The following is a 16,977-nucleotide window of genomic DNA, read 5'->3' as shown; positions in this document are numbered from 1 at the left end:
TTTGGGCGCATCCCGGAACCCGCGTCCGGCTAGCCGCCGGCCGGGTGGTGCGTTAACACGTTGTACCGGAAGCCGTATCGGTTGACATACCCTTCGCTGCGCCGGGGCGCGCCGGCGCTCATCGGCATCCCCCGCAGCAAGCCCTTGGGCTGGTTCTCGATGGAGCCGGATGCGGGAACGGCCTGCGGCGCCAATGCCTCTGGACCTGTCGGCGGCGTGGCGCCGGCCCAGCTGGGAGGCACCGACAACTTGCCGACGGTTCCGGCTCTGCCGAAGCCGCCCGAAGGCGCCCCGGCCGACCATCCTGCAGCGACTGGCGCGGGAAGCGTTGGGGCGATCGGCGCAGCAACGGGCGGCACTGCGGCCGGCGCCGGCGGCACAAGCCCTTTCATGATGTTGAGGATGTTGGTCGGCGTGGAGGCGAGCCGCTGAACCACCTGTTCACTGGTGGTGAAGTTCTTCAGGATCTGTGGCAGGCTCGCCTTGAGCTCGTCCCATGTCGCTGATTGCGACCGCGACGAGGAAAGTTTCTCCAACACTTCGCGGATAGCGGTGACCAGATCTGTCGTGGCCCTGTGCTGGGCAGCCGAACCGACGGCTTGTGCGAGCGCTTCCTGTTGGCGTTCTTGCCCGCGCGCAGCGGTGGTCTGCGGTGGTGTTTCGAATGGTGTCACCATCGAGGCGACCCGGGACGCTCCTGCATAGCCATACATCACGGCGGCGTCCTGCGCCCACATCTCGGCGTACTGCGCCTCGGTCGCCGCGATCGCCGAGCTGTTCTGCCCGAGCAGATTCGTGGCCACCAGTAGGCTCAGCAGACTGCGGTTGGCTGCGACCTGTCCCGGAGGAACCGTTGCCGCATAGGCGATTTCATAGGCGCCGACGACCGAACGGGCATACCCAGACGCTTGTTCGGCCTGGGTGGCGGTCGCACTCATCCAGGCCACGTAGGGACCGACTGCGGTGAGCATCGCTATCGCCGAGGGCCCCCGCCAGGAGGCGTCGACGATCTGGGAGACCAGCGACTGGTAGAGCTCCGCTGCCGAATGGAGTTCTTCGGCGAGGGCGCCCCAAGCTGATGCGGCACCTACCAACGGTGCCGACCCGGCGCCGCAATACATTCGTGCCGAATTGACCTCAGGCGGCAACGCTCCGAAGTCCATCACCACAAACTCCTCACCTCGTCGCTGGACACCGACCCGCGTCGCCACCTGGGATCGTCGGTTTCGGTGAGGCTATTACGGCTGGCGGGCACTCCCGCAGGCGGAAGGGGTATGCGTCGCACCGATCGCGAACAGCTTCGACGGGAAACCACGTGGCAGCACAGCCCTTTTCGGCCACGGCGGGCAGATAGAATCTCGCGGCCGATAAATCCGCGGGTGCGCGGAAAAGGCCTAGCGGTCCGATCCCAGCCGGGCTGCCGCCGCGGCGATCCGTTCGTCGGTGGCGGTCAACGCCACTCGGACGTGCTCGGCGCCGGCCGGCCCGTAGAACTCCCCCGGCGCCACCAGGATGCCGCGCTCGGCCAACCACCCGACGGTGCGCCGGCACGCCTCGCCGCGAGTAGCCCACAGATACAAGCCGCCCTGCGACAGGTCGACGGCGAATCCGGCCGCGCGCATCGCCGGCAGCAGCATCGCGCGGCGGCGCGCGTAGCGGTCGCGCTGCTCGCGTTCGTGCGCGTCATCGTCGAGGGCGGCGACCATCGCTGCCTGCACCGGGGTCGGCACCATCATCCCGGCGTGCTTGCGCACCGCGAGCAGCTCGGCCACCACGGCGGCGTCGCCGGCGACGAAGCCGGCCCGGTAGCCGGCCAGCGAGGAGGTCTTCGACAGCGAGTGCACGGCCAGCAGGCCGCGGTGGTCGCCGTCGCACACCTGCGGGTGCAGCACCGAACGCGGGTCGGCGTCCCAACCGAGCCCCAGATAGCACTCGTCGGAGACCAGCAGCACCTGGTTCTCGCGGGCCCAGTTGACCAGGGCGCGTAGCTCCTCGGCGGCCAGGATGGCTCCGGTCGGGTTGCTGGGTGAATTCAGATACACCAGGGCCGGGGGCGCGTTATCGAGGCGGTCCGGCGCGTCACTGCGCACCCACGGCGCCCCGGCCAGCCGGGCTCCCACCTCGTAGGTCGGGTAGGCCAATTCGGGGACGACCACCACGTCGTCGCCGCCCAGGCCCAGCAGGCTCGGCAGCCAGGCGATGAGCTCTTTGGTGCCGATGACCGGCAGCACCGCCGACTCCGCGAGACCGGTGATCCCGTAGCGGCGCTCCAGTGCTGAGACCGCCGAGGCCCGCAGCCCCGGCGTGCCGGCGGTGGTCGGATATCCCGGCGCCGAGGAGGCCGCCGCGAGCGCGTCGCGGATGACCGGGGCGACGGGATCGACCGGGGTGCCGACCGACAGGTCGACGATGCCGTCGGGATGCGCCTTGGCCAGCGCCGTCACCTCGGCCAACGTGTCCCACGGGAACGTCGGCAGCGCGGCTGACCTGCCGCCGGGCACGGGGCTCACGGGGCTGCGGCCAAACGCGGCTGGTTCATCGGTTCCTGATATTAACCGCGTGGCCACGGTGACCGGCACCGCACGCTTGCTATGTGCACAGTTGCAGTGCAACTAGTTGCATAGATACACCCGGCGTGCCTATGCTCGCGCTCGTGGCTCTTCCCCACGCGATCTTGGTGTCGCTGCGCGAGCAGGCCGGCTCCGGTTATGAGCTCGCCAACCGATTCGACCGCTCGATCGGGTACTTCTGGAGCGCCACCCACCAGCAGATCTACCGCACCTTGCGCACCATGGAAGCCGACGGCTGGGTGCACGCCACCGAGGTGAGCCAGCGCGGCCGTCCGGACAAGAAGGTCTACACGGTCGCCGACGCGGGCCAGGCCGAGTTGGCCCGCTGGATCGCCGCACCGCTGGCCGGTCGCCGGAATGCGGTGGTCGACGCGCCGCTGCGCGACCTCGCGGTGAAGGTGCGAGCCGCCTGTTACGGCGACGCCGCGGCGGTAGCCGCCCAGGCCGCCACGCTGCGCGCCGAACGCGCCGAACGACTGGACCTGTACCGGGAGTTGGAGAAACGCCAGTTCCCGGACCCCGGCACGCTGACGGGGGCGGCGCTGCATCAGTACCTGGTGCTGCGCGGCGGGATTCGGGCCGAGGAAAGCGCCATCGACTGGCTCGACGAGATTAGGGCGGCACTGTGACAGCTAAGTACCCGATCCTGTTGTCCCCCTTGAACCTGGGGTTCACCACCCTGGCCAACCGGGTGGTGATGGGCTCGATGCACACCGGCCTGGAGGACCGCGCCTCCGACATCGGCAAACTGGCCGAATACTTCGCCGAGCGGGCCCGCGGCGGCGTGGGGCTGATCATCACCGGTGGATACGCCCCGAACCGGACGGGGTGGCTGCTGCCGTTCGCCTCGGCGATGACCACCCCGGCCGACGCCCGCCGCCACCGGCGCGTCACCGAGGCGGTGCACGAGGCGGGCGGCAAGATCCTGCTTCAAGTCCTGCACGCGGGACGCTATGCCTACCATCCCTTTTCGGTCAGCGCGTCGGCGATCAAGGCCCCGATCAACCCGTTCCGGCCACGCGCGCTCTCGTCGCGGGGGGTCGAATCGACCATCGCCGACTTCGTCCGGGCGGCCGAACTGGCCCGCGAGGCCGGCTACGACGGTGTCGAGATCATGGGCAGCGAAGGCTATCTGCTGAACCAGTTCCTGGCGCCGCGCACCAACAAGCGCACCGACCGCTACGGCGGCACCGCGGCCAACCGGCGCAGATTCCCGGTGCAAATCGTGGCCCGCACCCGTGCGGCGGTGGGGCCGGATTTCATCATCTGTTACCGGATGTCGATGGCCGACTATGTGGAAGAGGGCCAGAGCTGGGACGAAGTCCTCGCGCTGGCAACCGAAGTCGAGGAGGCCGGGACCACCCTGATCAACTCCGGCTTCGGATGGCATGAGGCCCGGGTGCCGACCATCGTGACGTCGGTGCCCAACAGCGCATTCGTCGACGTCTCCCACGCGGTCGCCGAGCACGTCAGCATCCCGGTGGTGGCGTCCAACCGGATCAACATGCCGCAGGCGGGCGAGCAGATCCTCGCCGAGACATCGGTGCAGCTGATCTCGATGGCCCGCCCGATGCTGGCTGATCCGCACTGGGTACGCAAGGCCGCCGCCGGCCGGGCCGACGAGATCAACACCTGCATCGCCTGCAACCAGGCCTGTTTGGACCATGCTTTTGTGCACAAGAAGGTCTCGTGTCTGGTCAATCCCCGAGCCGGCCACGAGACGATGCTGGTGCTCAGCCCGACGCGGCGTCGTCGGCGCATCGCGGTGGTGGGCGCCGGGCCGGCCGGGCTGTCGGCGGCGGTGAGCGCCGCCGAACGCGGCCACCAGGTGACACTGTTCGAGGCGAACGAGTTCATCGGGGGCCAATTCGACCTCGCCAAGCGGATTCCCGGCAAAGAGGAATTCGCCGGGACCATTCGCTACTACACCGCGATGCTGGACAAGTACGCGGTGACGGTGCGGCTGGGCCGCCGGGCACATGTCGACGAATTGACCGGCTTCGACGAGGTGATCCTGGCTACCGGAGTGACGCCCCGGATCCCGCAGATCCCCGGCATCGAGCATCCGATGGTGCTGTCCTACGCCGAAGCGATCACCGGCCGCCCGGTGGGAGCCGCGGTGGCGGTGGTCGGCGCCGGCGGGATCGGCTTCGATGTCAGCGAATTCCTGGTGGTGGAGAACCCGGAGTCCTCCCCGACGCTGAACCTCAAAGAGTGGAAGGCCGAGTGGGGTGCCGCCGACCCGTGGGATGCCCCGGGAGCACTGGTGGCGCCCGACCCGTCGCCTCCGGCTCGGCAGGTGTACCTGTTGGCCCGCACCGCGGGAGCCCAAGGCCGCAAACTGGGCAAGACCAGTGGCTGGGTGCACCGGGCGTCACTGAGAGCCAAAGGCGTCCAACAGCTCTCCGGGGTGAACTATGAGCGGATCGACGACGACGGGCTGCACATCAGCTACGGGCCGAAGAAGTCACACCCGCAGCTGTTGGCGGTGGATAACGTGGTGATCTGCGCCGGCCAGGAACCGGTGCGCGATCTGGAGGACGGGCTGCGCGAACGCGGGCTGCGCCCGCACGTGATCGGCGGGGCGGCGCTGGCGACCGAGCTGGACGCCAAGCGCGCGATCAAGCAGGGCACCGAACTGGCCGCCCGCCTGTAGCGCTGTACGTGCGAGGTGCCCCCAGCTCGCAGGGGAAGTCATCGGCCGAAAAGACCCACCGTGCGGGCGACCGCCATCTTCAAGTCCGCGATGGTCGCGGTCGACTCCGGCACCGGTGTCGCCGGCGTCAACCGGGCCGCCGCGCAGGGCTGGCGCCGATTTCGCTGCGAGCCTGTATGGCATGGCGAGCGTGCGCAATCCCGGCTGTCAGCCCGGTGTGTCGACCGGGGACGCGCACTCTCGCGCCGGGATCGGCGCGTAGTCGGTGGTGCGCTGGTGGGCCGGGCGGTCGATGCCCTCGGCGATCCCGACCAACTCGGCGATGGTCTTGGCCGACCCGTGTTCGGAGCCGGCCATCCGGGAGATGGTCTCCTCCATCAAAGTGCCGCCCAGATCATTGGCTCCGCCGTTGAGCATCACCTGGGTGCGCTCCACGCCCAGCTTGACCCAGCTGGTCTGGATATTGGGGATCCGGCCATGCAGCATGATGCGCGCCAGCGCGTGCACCGCGCGATTGTCGCGGTGGCTGGGTCCCGGGCGCGCTCCGCCGGCCAGATACAGCGGCGAACTCTGGTGCACGAACGGCAGCGGCACGAACTCGGTGAAACCTCCGGTGCGGTCCTGGATATCGCGCAGCACCCGGAAGTGTCCGATCCAGTGCCGCGGCGAATCAATGTGGCCGTACATCATCGTCGAGCTGGACCGCAGTCCGACCTCATGCGCGGTGGTGACCACCTCGACCCACGTCGAGGTCGGCAGCTTGCCCTTGGTCAGCACCCAGCGGATCTCGTCGTCGAGGATCTCCGCGGCGGTGCCCGGGATACTGCCCAGCCCCGCCTCGCGCAGGCTGATCAGCCACTCGCGAATACTCAAGCCGCTCTTGGACACCCCGTTGGTGATCTCCATCGGAGAGAACGCGTGCACGTGCATCGACGGCACCCGCTCCTTGACCGCCCGCACCAGATCGGCGTAACCGGTGACCGGCAGCTCCGGATCGATCCCGCCCTGCATGCACACTTCGGTGGCGCCGGCCAGATGCGCCTCGTAGGCGCGTTCGCCGACCTCGGCGTTGGACAGCGAAAACGCGTCGGCATCGCCCTTGCGTTGGGCGAACGCACAGAACCGGCAGCCGACGTAACAGACATTGGTGAAGTTGATGTTGCGGTTGACCACATAGGTCACGTCGTCGCCGACGGCTTCGCGACGCAGCGAATCCGCCAGTGCGGCAACCGCGTCCAGAGCCGGGCCGTCCGCAGTGGCCAGGGCCAGATACTCGGCGTCGCTGCACCCGGCCGGATCGCGTTCGGCTGAGCGCAGCGCGGCCAGCACGTCGGTGTCGACGCGTTCGGGCGCGCGGGCAGCCAGTTCGTGGATCTGTTCGCGAATCGACTCCCAGTCCCCGAATGCGCTGCCCAGATCACTGCGGGTCTCGGTGGCGCGCCCATCGACGTCGATCGCGGTGTGCAGGTCTATCCGGCCGGTGGACTGCACGTCGTCGGGCTCCTGCCAGACCAGCCCGACGGGGTTGACCTCGCGCGCCCATCCGGTGGCCGGATCGGCCAGCGCGGCGACATGCGGGCGCACCCGCGGGTCGATCCACGCCGCACCGGCCTGCACGTAATCGGGTTGGGCGGTCAGCCGCTGCACCAGGTCGTAACCGGCCCGCTCGGTGACCGCGGCCAACTCGTCCAGCGCCGGCCACGGCCGCTCCGGATTCACGTGATCCGGGGTCAGCGGTGACACCCCGCCCCAGTCATCGACCCCGGCGCCGATCAGCGCCAGACACTCCTGCGCCGAGACCAGGTTGGGCGGCGCCTGCACCCGCATCTTCGGGCCCAGCACCAGCCGGGTCGCGGCCACCGTGGCCAGGAATTCCTCGAAGCCCGCGTCGGGCGTCGACGCCATCGCGGTGTGCTCCTTGGCCCGGAAGTTCTGCACGATCACTTCCTGGATGTGGCCGAACTCCTTGTGCACCTTGCGGATCGCGTGCACGGTGTCGGCACGTTCGGCCAGTGTCTCGCCGATGCCGACCAGCAGGCCGGTGGTGAACGGGATCGAGAGTCGTCCCGCGTCGGCCAGCGTGCGCAGCCGCACCGCCGGGTCCTTGTCCGGGCTGCCGTAATGCGCCAGCCCCTTGGTCTCGAACAGCCGCCTCGAGCTGGTCTCCAGCATCATGCCCATCGACGGCGCCACCGGCTTGAGCCGCGACATCTCCGACCAGCTCATCACCCCGGGGTTCAGGTGCGGCAGCAGGCCGGTCTCCTCCAGCACCCGGATCGCCATCGCCCGCAGATAGGCCAGCGTGCTGTCGTAGCCGCGCTCGTCGAGCCATTGGCGCGCTTCGGGCCAGCGCTCCTCGGGCCGGTCGCCCAGGGTGAACAGTGCCTCCTTGCAGCCCAATTCGGCGCCGCGGCGTGCGATCTCGAGGATCTCGTCGGGCCCCAGGTACATCTGCTTGCCTTGGGCTCGCAGCACCCCGGGCACGGTCACGAAGGTGCAGTAATGGCAGGTGTCCCGACACAGGTGCGTGACGGGGATGAACACCTTGCGCGAATAACTGACCGGCAGCCGACCACCCGGCCCGCGCCGGCCGCCGGACACCAGACCGGCGTCGCGCACCCGGGCGGCGCTCGCACACAGGTCGGCCAGGTCGGAACCGCGCGCACTCATCGCGATGGCGGTCTCCTCGATATTGAGAAGTACGCCGTCACGGGCCCGCCGCAGGACACGCCGCAGCGCCGACGGGTTCGTCATCCGCGTTCCACCCGCATCCGGAATCTCGCGCATGCCATACGCGCCACAGTAGCCGCCGCGCCAACCGGCCCGACGGGCGCAGGTCGCGCCCGCCCGTCCCTCAGGGCTCGCCCACCGGCCGGGCTGCCGACAGCGCCTGGCGGCGCCGCCAAAGCAGCCACCCGGGCGGTGCGCTGCCCAGCACGATCATCAGCAACACGCCGTATGCCATCACGCCGCGGTCGGCGAAGATCAGGTCGTCGCCCGGGCCACCGAACGTCATCACCGCGATCGCCACCAGCCAGGCCCACAGCGGCAGCGCGGCCAACCGCAGCGACGACGTGCAGCGCAGAGCCAGCCACACCAAACCGGCATTGACCAGGCCGCCGACCAAGGCGCTGAGCGGAAACGGGACGGCGCCGATGTGCGCGGGCAGCAGCAGGGCGCTGGTCACGGCGCAGAGCACGCCATCGACGGCCAGCAGGGTCAGTACCGGGTAGTCGGCTGCCCGCCCCGGCGTAGCGGTATTCATCGCGGGCTCGGTGAGCGGCGCGACGCGGCTCAAGTGGGGATGCTGTCCAGCTGGCTGACCATCGAACCGACCATCCACTGGAAGCTGTCCAGCCACCACTGCCAGTGCTCCAAGTTCGGGTCCAGATCGGGATCCATGCCTACGCCTTCAGCTCTACGTCAGGGACTTGCTCAGCAGAGCCTACCCCGTGCCCGGCGTCGCCGAGCTCAAGTCCGGCCAGCAGATCGGATTCCCAGCCCCGTGCGTCACGCGGACCGGCGCGACCGGCGGCCAGCACGTAGTACTCGCTGTCCAGAATGGGCTGAGCCACGTTGTTGGACAACGCAAACGCCCGGCCGGTGGGCCCCACGGTGACCTGGGTGGCATGCGCCGCCATGGCCGCCACCTTGGCCGGGCGCGACTCGGCGGCCTCGATGACCGCGTCGATCCGTTCGTCGGGAAACTCACCCACCGCGTCGCCCTCGCCCGGCAGTGTCCAGTGCGGCAACCGGTCGGCATCCCGCAGTGCGTCCCGGGCGGCCCGCGATGCACTGGCGGCCGTCACGGCCCAGTAGAACTTCGGGGTGGTCCAGCCCTGGCCGGCCTTGTCGTCTGCCGCGGCCGCCACCGCCGCGGTGGTGACCCGGTGGGCGTGCACATGGTCGGGATGGCCGTAGCCGCCGTGCGGGTCATAGCTCACCACCACGTGCGGACGCAGCCGCCGGATGACGGCGGTCAGCGCCGCCACGGTCTCGGCGTCGTCGGCGTCGACGAACCGCTGTTGGCGGCGTGCGGGCGTGCCCTCCATCCCGGAATCGCGCCACCGGCCGGCGCCGCCGAGAAACTGCGGCGGACCGACACCCAGAGCCTGCAGCGCGGCGGCGAGCTCGCCGATCCGATAGCCCCCGAGCTGGTCGCCGTGATCGACCGCCAGCTGCGCCCAGCGGTCCCCGATGACCTCGCCCTCTTCGCCGAGCGTGCAGGTCACCACGTGCACGTCGGCGCCGCGGGCGGCGTAGTGGGCGATCGTTGCCCCGGTGGTCAGCGTCTCGTCGTCGGGATGAGCATGCACGAACAACAGTCGCGGGGTCCGATCTGACATCGGCCGAACCCTACCGCCCGGATCAGAAAAGGCCGAGGATGAAGCTCGCCAGGTAGTTGGGGATGTCGAGGTCGGTCAGCAGCAACGCGAGGTTGTCGTGCAGAACCGCCGAGACCGTGTCCGGGCTGAAGGAGGCCAGCAGGGCATCCCAGTCGGCTCCGAACGCGGCGCTGCCCGGATCGAAACTGCCGAACAAGCTGTTCTGCAGGGCGTCTCCGCTGAGGTCGATGCCGAGCAGACTGTTCAGCGCCTGTTCGTTCTGGGCCACGATCGAGTTGTTGGCGAGGAAGATGAAGTGGGCGACCTCGCTGGCTGCGCTGTCGCCGGGCATCTGTCCGACGACGTCCAGTTGCGCCTGCACCAGGGCGTTGTTGAACGCCAATTCGAGGCTGGCAATCCCGCTGAGCAGCGACTGGTAGGCCGCCGGCAGGCCCTGCATCAGGGCATACATGCCGGTTGTCAGGCTTGCCACCGCGGCGTTGGCGGCCTGCTCGCTGCCGCCGCTGAAGCTTGCCACCGACGGACCCGCGACACCACCGAAATCGACGACTGATGGCACAACGCCGAGCACGCTTTGCGGGTCCGGGGTTCCCCCCACGCCGAGCAGGTCGCTCAACTCCTTCTCGATGTCGCCGATGTCGACCGGCGACCCGGTGCCGAGTTCGTTCTCACCATGGCCGAACAGCAGATCGCCCAGCGTGACCTGCTGTGACTCCAGGCCACCGAGACCGGGGAAATCGATGCGCGCGTGGCTCTCGGCCACTTCGAGGCCGGGGTTGACGTCCACGTTCGCCGCCGCTGAGTTGGCCAGGTCGAAGGCGCGAATCTGCACGTCAGGCAGGGACTGGGTGGTCGGAGTCAGAGCCGCGACCAGTCCGCCGACGGCGAGCGCTGCAGCTGCCACGGTGGCGCACCGGTGAGCGAGGTGTTCCATCAACCGTCCTCTCCACTTGTCGGCGGCAAGTTGCTTAATACTAGCCAAGGATTATCTGTGCGCAAGACGCAGACGGGTCCGATTTCAGCTCGGACGACGGCTCCCCTCCCCCCGGCACGACGAACCTCCCAACCTTGCGACCTTAGCTCCGCCGACCGGCCGTCGGGGAGACCCGCAGGCCATCTCTCAGCGAACCAGAAGCATTTACTTCGGCTATTCTCCTGCCGGACCCGCCCCTACGGCCGCTTCACCCAGATTCCGGCGTCGCCGACGATGCCCACCGGCACCGCCCCGGACAGGCTGACGTTCGCCACGCTGGGACCGACGGCCACGATCGTGGTGTCTTGCAGGATCGGCAGCACGGTCGCCATGTTCCACAGCCGTGGTTCGACGGCCGCGATCACCTCGCTGATGGGCTTGCTGCCATCCAGTGCCGCATCGATCTCGGCCTGGATGCCGTGGTCGCAGACGCCGGTGATGTTCGACGGCGCCTGCACCAGCGCCGGGGAGCCGGCCGGCCGCGGCGGCACCTTCGACGTCGGTGTGGTCGACTCCGCCGCGGGTGAGGACGACGGAGGGACCGGAGCCGCAGACGGGGCTGGGCCACCGGACGTCGGCACGGTGGTGGCCTCCAGCGCGATACAGCCATACCGCGACGCCAGCAGTGTCGCCAGATCGCCGCCGGCCTGCTGCCAGCCGACGATGGCGTCGACCTGATGGGTCACCAGCGCCTCGCGGTAGAGCTTCACCGAGTCCAGCGGCAGCACCGTGGCCGCGATGCCCACGTTGCGCAGTTGGTCGGCGGCGGTGTTGGCCACGGCCACCGAGGTCGGGTCATTGGCCGCCACCCCGATGACGAGCGACAGCTGTTCGCCGTCCTGGCTGATTCGGCCGCGAGTGATCTCCGGCGGGTGCGGCAGGGTGGGCTCGGCGCCCGCCGGTGGTACCAGCGCGGAGGGCGGCGCATCCTTCTCGACCTGGTAGCCGGCCGCCTGTAGCAGCGCGAGCGCCGCCGAGTCGGACACGGCCGGCGGGGCGGTCGGCACGTAGCCGGGGTCGCTGGGCGTGCGGATCTGGGCCTGGGCCAAGGTGACGGTGTTGTCGCTCCCGGCGCCCACCGTGGCCAGCAGGCCGACGTCGAGAAGCCCCAGCAGCGCCCGGCGGACGCGCACGTCGGCCAGCTTGGGTTGCCCGGCCCGCAGCGCCAACTGCATCACCCGCGGTGTGACCACCCGGGCGGTCTGCACCCCCGGGATCACCGACAGCTGGGCGAAGGCCGCCGAGCCGCCGTGGACCTGGGCCACCTGGGTGTCACCGTTGCGGATCGAGTCGGCCAGGGCGGCCGGCGACCCGGCGCGGCGGAACAGCACCAGGTCCGGTTTGGCCGGCGGGCCCCAGTAGCGGTCGTTGCGGGCGAGCAGGATCGCGTCGCGCTGCGGATCGATGTTCTCGACCCGGAACTGGCCGCCGGTGACCGGCAGCGCCCGGGCCAGCCCGGCCGGGAAACCGCCGGGCACATCCTTGACGATGTGCGCGGGCAGAATGTTGCTGAACAGCTCCCGCCAGGCCGGATACGGCTTGGCGAAGGTGACCACCACGCGCTTGCCGCCGTCGACGGAGTGCACCCCGGTGATCAGGTCATACCCCGCCGGGTCGACGACGCCCGGCTGACTGACCATCTGCTGCCACAGGTACCAGAAGTCGTCGGCCGCGATGGGCGCGTTGTCGGTCCAGGAGGCCTCGGGCCGGATCCGATAGGTCACGGTGAACGGCGCGTCATCGGTCACCTTGGCCGACACCAACAGCGTCGGATCCATCTCCCAGCGGGAACCGGTCGGCGTGCCGGGATCCGGGATCGGCCGGAAGGCGCTGGGCAACACCAGCGCACTGATGGCTGCGGTGACCGGCGACAGATCGGAGCGCAGGTGCGGGTTGAACCCGGCGCCGATCGAGTCGATGCCCATGATGATCTGACTGATGCGCTGCGGCGGGGGCGCGGCGCTTTTCGGGGTCTCGGTGCTCTGCGGCGCCGGCGGCGGATTGACCGTGCACGCCTGGCTCAACACCAGCAGCATCGCCGAAACCAGTGCGCCCGCCGTCAGAGGAACGCGGCGGAGGGGCTTCGGCACGGCCACCAGGGTATCGGGGCGGCCCAAATCTAGAGGTTCTTGGCCCGGGCGCGGCTGCGCGCCCGCAGCGTCGAATCCAGCTCGACCTTGCGCACCCGCACCACCTCGGGGGTGACCTCGACGCACTCGTCGGCGGCGCAGAACTCCATCGCCTGCTCCAGGTCCAGCTCGATCGGCCGGGCCAGCGTCTCCATCACATCGGCCGTCGACGACCGCATGTTGGTCAGCTTCTTCTCTTTGGTGACGTTGATGTCGAGGTCCTCGGCGCGAGGGTTGATCCCGACCACCATGCCCTGGTAGGTGTCCTGCCCGGGCTCGACGAAGAACTGGCCTCGGTCGGCCAACTGGATCAGGGCGAACGGGGTGATGGACCCGGCCCGGTCGCTCACCAGCGAGCCGGTGTGCCGGGCCCGGATCTCGCCGGCCCACGGCTGATAGCCGTCGAAGACCGCGTTGGCGATACCGGTCCCGCGGGTTTCGGTGAGGAAGTCGGTGCGCCAGCCGATCAGACCGCGGCTGGGGATGATGAACTCCATCCGCACCCAACCGGTGGTGTGGTTGGCCATCTCGGTCATCCGGCCCTTGCGCCCGGCGGCGAGCTGGGTGATGGCGCCGACATACTCATCCGGGCAGTCGACGGTCAGGTGCTCGAACGGCTCGTGCACCTTGCCGTCGACCTTGCGGGTCACGACCTGCGGCTTGCCGACCGTCAGCTCGAAGCCCTCCCGGCGCATCTGCTCGACGAGGATGGCCAGCGCCAGCTCGCCACGGCCCTGCACCTCCCAGGCGTCCGGGCGCCCGATGTCCACTACCCGCACCGAGACGTTGCCGATCAGCTCGGTGTCCAGCCGGCTCTTCACCATTCGCGCGGTCAGCTTGTGGCCCGAGACCTTTCCGGCCAGCGGGGAGGTGTTGGTGCCGATCGTCACCGAGATCGCCGGCTCGTCGACGGTGATGCGCGGCAACGCGACCGGGGCGGCCGGGTCGGCCAAGGTATCGCCGATCATGATGTCGCCGATGCCGGCAACGGCGACGATGTCACCGGCGACCGCCTCCTCGGTCGGGGTGCGTTCAACCCCCTCGGTGACCAGCAACTCGGTGATCTTCGCCGTCGTGGTGACCGGCTCGCCGTCGACCTCGCGCATCCAGGCAACCTGCTGGCCCTTGCGGATCCGGCCGTTGTAGACCCGGATCAGCGCGAGCCGGCCCAAAAAGGCCGACGCATCGAGGTTGGTGACCAGCGCCTGCAGCGGCGCCTCCGGGTCACCCGAGGGCGGCGGTACGTGCTCGAGGAGCACGTCGAACAGCGGGTCGAGGTTCTCCCCATCGGGAACCGAGCCGTCGGCGGGTGCGGTGGTGCTGGCCACCCCGGCGCGGCCCGACGCGTACAGCGTCGGCAGCCCCAGCGCGTGCTCGGCGGCGGCCTGCGCCGCGTCGTCGAGGTCGCTGGCCACATCGAGCAGCAGATCGTGGCTGGCCTCGACCACCTCGGCGATCCGGGCGTCGGGCCGATCGGTCTTATTGACCACCAGAATCACCGGCAGATGCGCGGCCAGCGCCTTGCGCAACACGAACCGGGTCTGCGGCAACGGGCCCTCGGACGCGTCGACCAGCAGCACCACCCCGTCGACCATGGAAAGCCCGCGCTCCACCTCGCCGCCGAAGTCGGCGTGGCCCGGGGTGTCGATCACGTTGATGACGGTGACGGTTCCATCGGCGTGGTGGCGGTGCACGGCGGTGTTCTTGGCCAGGATGGTGATGCCCTTTTCGCGCTCCAGGTCACCGGAGTCCATCACCCGGTCGGCGGCCTCTCCCCGTTCCTGCAGGGCGCCGGACTGGCGGAGCATGGCGTCGACCAGAGTCGTCTTGCCGTGGTCTACGTGCGCGACGATGGCGACGTTACGAAAGTTCACCGGGCGATTCTGCCAGCGCACCCCGCCAATCGCGAAAACGAGAAGCCTAGAGCAACGAAGGTCACAGCCCCAGCGGGGACTCGGCGCTGAACCGCTCCAGCTCCTCGAGGTGCAGCTCGGTCAGCGATTGCAGGCAATGCGCCGCCGTTTCGGTGAGCTGCAGCCGGATCACCCGCTGGTCTTCGCTGTCGCGGACCCGGGTGACCAGCCCGGCCGCCTCGGCACGCTGGATCAGCTCGCCGGCACTGTGGTGGCGCAACAGCAGGTATTCGGCGACGTCACCGACCGTGGGTCCCCGCGAGTCACTGTGGCCACGGACCGCCAGCAGCAACTGGTGTTGCGCCGGGGTCAGCCCGGCAGCCTGCGCCTGGTCAGCGCTCCAGCGCTCGAAGCGCCGCAGCCGCGTCCGGAACGTAAGCAGCCGGGCATAGACGTCGTCAGGCAGGGCCACGCCGTCACTTTATGCCGCGCCCTGCCGGTCGCGCGGCAATCAGCGCAGCCGGGCGGTGATCCGAATCTCGACCGCGGCCCCGGGCGAGGCCAGTTCGGAGATGCCGACGGCGGTCCAGGCCGGATACGGCGCCGAGATGAAGGCGTCCTTGACCGCGCAGAACTCCTCGATATGCCCGGCGAGGCCGATGTGATACGTGGTCATCTCCGTGACGTCGGCGAAGCCGAGGCCCACCTCTCCCAGCAGATCGCGGAGGTTTTCAAACGCCTGAGTGAATTGCTCCGTGAGATTCTCCGAGACGGTCAGATCGGGACGGAGGCCGATCATTCCCGAGCAGCGCAGGTGATCACCGTCGATGACCGCCGGGGCGAAGTGATAGGTGTCGTGCATCGGCTGCATCCACGCCGGAATGATGGTGCGGGCCATGGGATCTCCTCGGGATTCAGCGCAGCTGCGCGAAGTATTCGGGATGGTAGGGGGCGCCGAGCGTCAGCGAAGGGTCGTTGAGTCCGCTGATGTCATGCCCGAAATCGGGCTTGGTAGACGGCAGCGGCCGGTAGAAGAGTTTGTCACCGAAGAACCGGAACACCAGTGTCTGGCGCTCCGGGCAGTCCGGCGTCACCGGGGCGCCGCCGTGCAGGATGCCGGAGTGGAAGACCAGCGCGTCACCGGGTTCGAGATCCCAGGAAATGACGTCCCAGGACGCCGGATCCTGCGCGCGCTCGGCCTCGATGTCGGGCAGCCGGGGCCAGCTGCCGTCACCCCACAGCGGCTTGGTGGGATCGGTCGGATCGGTGTAGGACGTGCCGTCGTACTGGGCACCGAGGTGCGAGCCGCGGACGAACTCGAGCGCGTTGCGTTTGGGGAGCTTCTCGAAGCTGATCCAGATGTTGAGCAGATGCGGCCCGTGGGCCGGCATGTAGGAGGTGTCCTGGTGCCAGGGTGAGCGACCGGCCTTGCCGCCCTTCTTCATGAAGAGCTCCTCGCCCAGGAACCACACGTGCTCGGAATCCCATAGCGCCGCCGCGAAGTCGGCCAGTCCCAGATCCTTGATCAGCACGAGGTACTGCTCGATGTTGTCCGGGTTGCCGTATTCGTTGAAGTGCTCGTCGGCGGTGCCCGGGTAGACCCGCTTGGCCTGCGGGCTCGGATGGGCGATCCCGTAGTCGTAGCTCTGCCTGACCCGGCGGAGCTGTTCGGTGTCGAAGAGATTCCGGACGACGACGGCGCCGTCGGTCGCCAAATCCTGCTTGAGCTGCTCGGTTACCTGCATGACCCGTACCTCATAACAGTTGTGATGTCCGTAACGAGTGTTATGCTCGTTCCCGTTTGCCGCGTTGTCAAGCCCCGGAGGAATCTGATGCCCACCGACGGAACCGCCTCGCGGCATTCGGCGCAGGCCGGCGGCGACCGGCGGGCGGAGGTCGTGGATGCGGCCGTGCGGGTGATCGCCCGCGACGGACTGTCCGGCGCTTCGCTGCGCTCGATCGCCCGCGAGATCGGCTACACCACCGGCGTGGTGATGCACCACTTCACCGGCAAGCAGGAGCTGCTGGTCGCGGCGGCCGACGCGGTGCTCGCCCCGTTCGAGGATCTGCTCGGCCAGGCCGTGTCGATGACAGACACCTTCGAGGGGCTGCGCCGGATGTGCGTGATCCCGTTACCGACCACCGAGGCCGAGCAGGTGATGCCGCGCTTCTACGCGCAGGTGCTGGCCAGCGCCGAGACCGAGCCCGCGTTCGCGGAGGCGTTCCGGGCCGGTTACAGCGCCATCCGCGGCGGCATCAGGTCCCTGCTGGCCAAGGGCCAGCAGAACGGCTCCTTGCGAACCGACTTCGATCCCGCCGCGCAATGCGACGTGTTGTGCGCACTGGTCGACGGGCTGGCGCTGCACGCGGTCAGCGAACCCGCCCGGTTCCCGCCCGCCCGGCTCGAGGCACTGGTCACCGACGAGCTGAACAAGCTGCGGCCGTAGCGC

Annotated in this window: 14 protein-coding genes; 3 read left to right on the top strand and 11 right to left on the bottom strand. The window is 69.2% G+C overall.

The annotated features are described in order from the left end of the window. Nucleotides 1-29 precede the first annotated feature (29 nt). Entirely contained in the window at nucleotides 30-1,163 is a 1,134-nt protein-coding gene (locus A5648_RS18645) for a PPE family protein (RefSeq protein ID WP_065025964.1), read from the bottom strand. Between the two features lie 231 nt (nucleotides 1,164-1,394). Next, entirely contained in the window at nucleotides 1,395-2,501 is a 1,107-nt protein-coding gene (gene dapC, locus A5648_RS18640) for a succinyldiaminopimelate transaminase (RefSeq protein WP_065025985.1), read from the bottom strand. A 152-nt stretch (nucleotides 2,502-2,653) separates the two neighbouring features. Between dapC and A5648_RS18635 the strand changes: the two genes are divergently transcribed. Continuing rightward, nucleotides 2,654-3,199 (top strand): PadR family transcriptional regulator, encoded by a 546-nt coding sequence (locus A5648_RS18635; RefSeq protein ID WP_065025984.1) that lies wholly within the window; start codon nucleotides 2,654-2,656, stop codon nucleotides 3,197-3,199. Beyond that, on the top strand, nucleotides 3,196-5,226 hold the full coding sequence (locus A5648_RS18630; RefSeq protein WP_065025963.1) for an NADPH-dependent 2,4-dienoyl-CoA reductase: 2,031 nt from the start codon (nucleotides 3,196-3,198) through the stop codon (nucleotides 5,224-5,226). The genes A5648_RS18635 and A5648_RS18630 overlap by 4 nt, the downstream gene beginning before the upstream one ends. 207 nt (nucleotides 5,227-5,433) lie before the next feature. Here the strand turns inward: A5648_RS18630 and A5648_RS18625 are convergent, their stop codons facing one another. From A5648_RS18625 to A5648_RS18585, 9 genes are all read right to left on the bottom strand, one after another. Beyond that, entirely contained in the window at nucleotides 5,434-8,013 is a 2,580-nt protein-coding gene (locus tag A5648_RS18625) for a bifunctional FO biosynthesis protein CofGH (protein ID WP_207511762.1), read from the bottom strand. A gap of 67 nt (nucleotides 8,014-8,080) precedes the next feature. Further along, nucleotides 8,081-8,491, bottom strand: a complete 411-nt coding sequence (locus A5648_RS18620; RefSeq protein WP_109470845.1) for a hypothetical protein — start codon at nucleotides 8,489-8,491, stop codon at nucleotides 8,081-8,083. A 139-nt stretch (nucleotides 8,492-8,630) separates the two neighbouring features. Then, nucleotides 8,631-9,572, bottom strand: a complete 942-nt coding sequence (gene mshB, locus A5648_RS18615; protein WP_065025961.1) for an N-acetyl-1-D-myo-inositol-2-amino-2-deoxy-alpha-D-glucopyranoside deacetylase — start codon at nucleotides 9,570-9,572, stop codon at nucleotides 8,631-8,633. Between the two features lie 22 nt (nucleotides 9,573-9,594). Further along, nucleotides 9,595-10,506, bottom strand: coding sequence for a hypothetical protein (locus A5648_RS18610; RefSeq protein ID WP_234787476.1), 912 nt, complete (start codon nucleotides 10,504-10,506; stop codon nucleotides 9,595-9,597). 236 nt (nucleotides 10,507-10,742) lie between these two features. Next, complete coding sequence (locus tag A5648_RS18605; protein WP_109470843.1) at nucleotides 10,743-12,641, bottom strand: ABC transporter family substrate-binding protein; 1,899 nt, start codon at nucleotides 12,639-12,641, stop codon at nucleotides 10,743-10,745. Between the two features lie 23 nt (nucleotides 12,642-12,664). After that, entirely contained in the window at nucleotides 12,665-14,548 is a 1,884-nt protein-coding gene (gene typA / locus A5648_RS18600; RefSeq protein WP_065025980.1) for a translational GTPase TypA, read from the bottom strand. A gap of 61 nt (nucleotides 14,549-14,609) precedes the next feature. Further along, nucleotides 14,610-14,999 carry a MarR family winged helix-turn-helix transcriptional regulator gene (locus A5648_RS18595; RefSeq protein ID WP_065025960.1) on the bottom strand — a complete coding sequence of 130 codons (390 nt, stop codon included), beginning with the start codon at nucleotides 14,997-14,999 and terminating at the stop codon, nucleotides 14,610-14,612. 39 nt (nucleotides 15,000-15,038) lie between these two features. Continuing rightward, complete coding sequence (locus A5648_RS18590) at nucleotides 15,039-15,425, bottom strand: RidA family protein (RefSeq protein ID WP_065025959.1); 387 nt, start codon at nucleotides 15,423-15,425, stop codon at nucleotides 15,039-15,041. A 16-nt stretch (nucleotides 15,426-15,441) separates the two neighbouring features. Next, nucleotides 15,442-16,272, bottom strand: coding sequence for a phytanoyl-CoA dioxygenase family protein (locus A5648_RS18585; RefSeq protein ID WP_065025958.1), 831 nt, complete (start codon nucleotides 16,270-16,272; stop codon nucleotides 15,442-15,444). 87 nt (nucleotides 16,273-16,359) lie between these two features. On the opposite strand from A5648_RS18585, the gene A5648_RS18580 reads away from it, so the two are divergent. Further along, the gene (locus A5648_RS18580) at nucleotides 16,360-16,974 is read left to right on the top strand and encodes a TetR/AcrR family transcriptional regulator (RefSeq protein WP_065025957.1); all 615 of its coding nucleotides are present in this window, start codon (nucleotides 16,360-16,362) and stop codon (nucleotides 16,972-16,974) included. Nucleotides 16,975-16,977 lie beyond the last annotated feature (3 nt).

The organism is Mycolicibacter sinensis (genome assembly GCF_001673565.1).
GTDB classification, from domain to species: Bacteria; Actinomycetota; Actinomycetes; order Mycobacteriales; family Mycobacteriaceae; genus Mycobacterium; species Mycobacterium sinense_C.
Note: the sequence above shows the minus strand (reverse complement) of the source record. Positions and strands in the feature narration are given on the sequence as shown.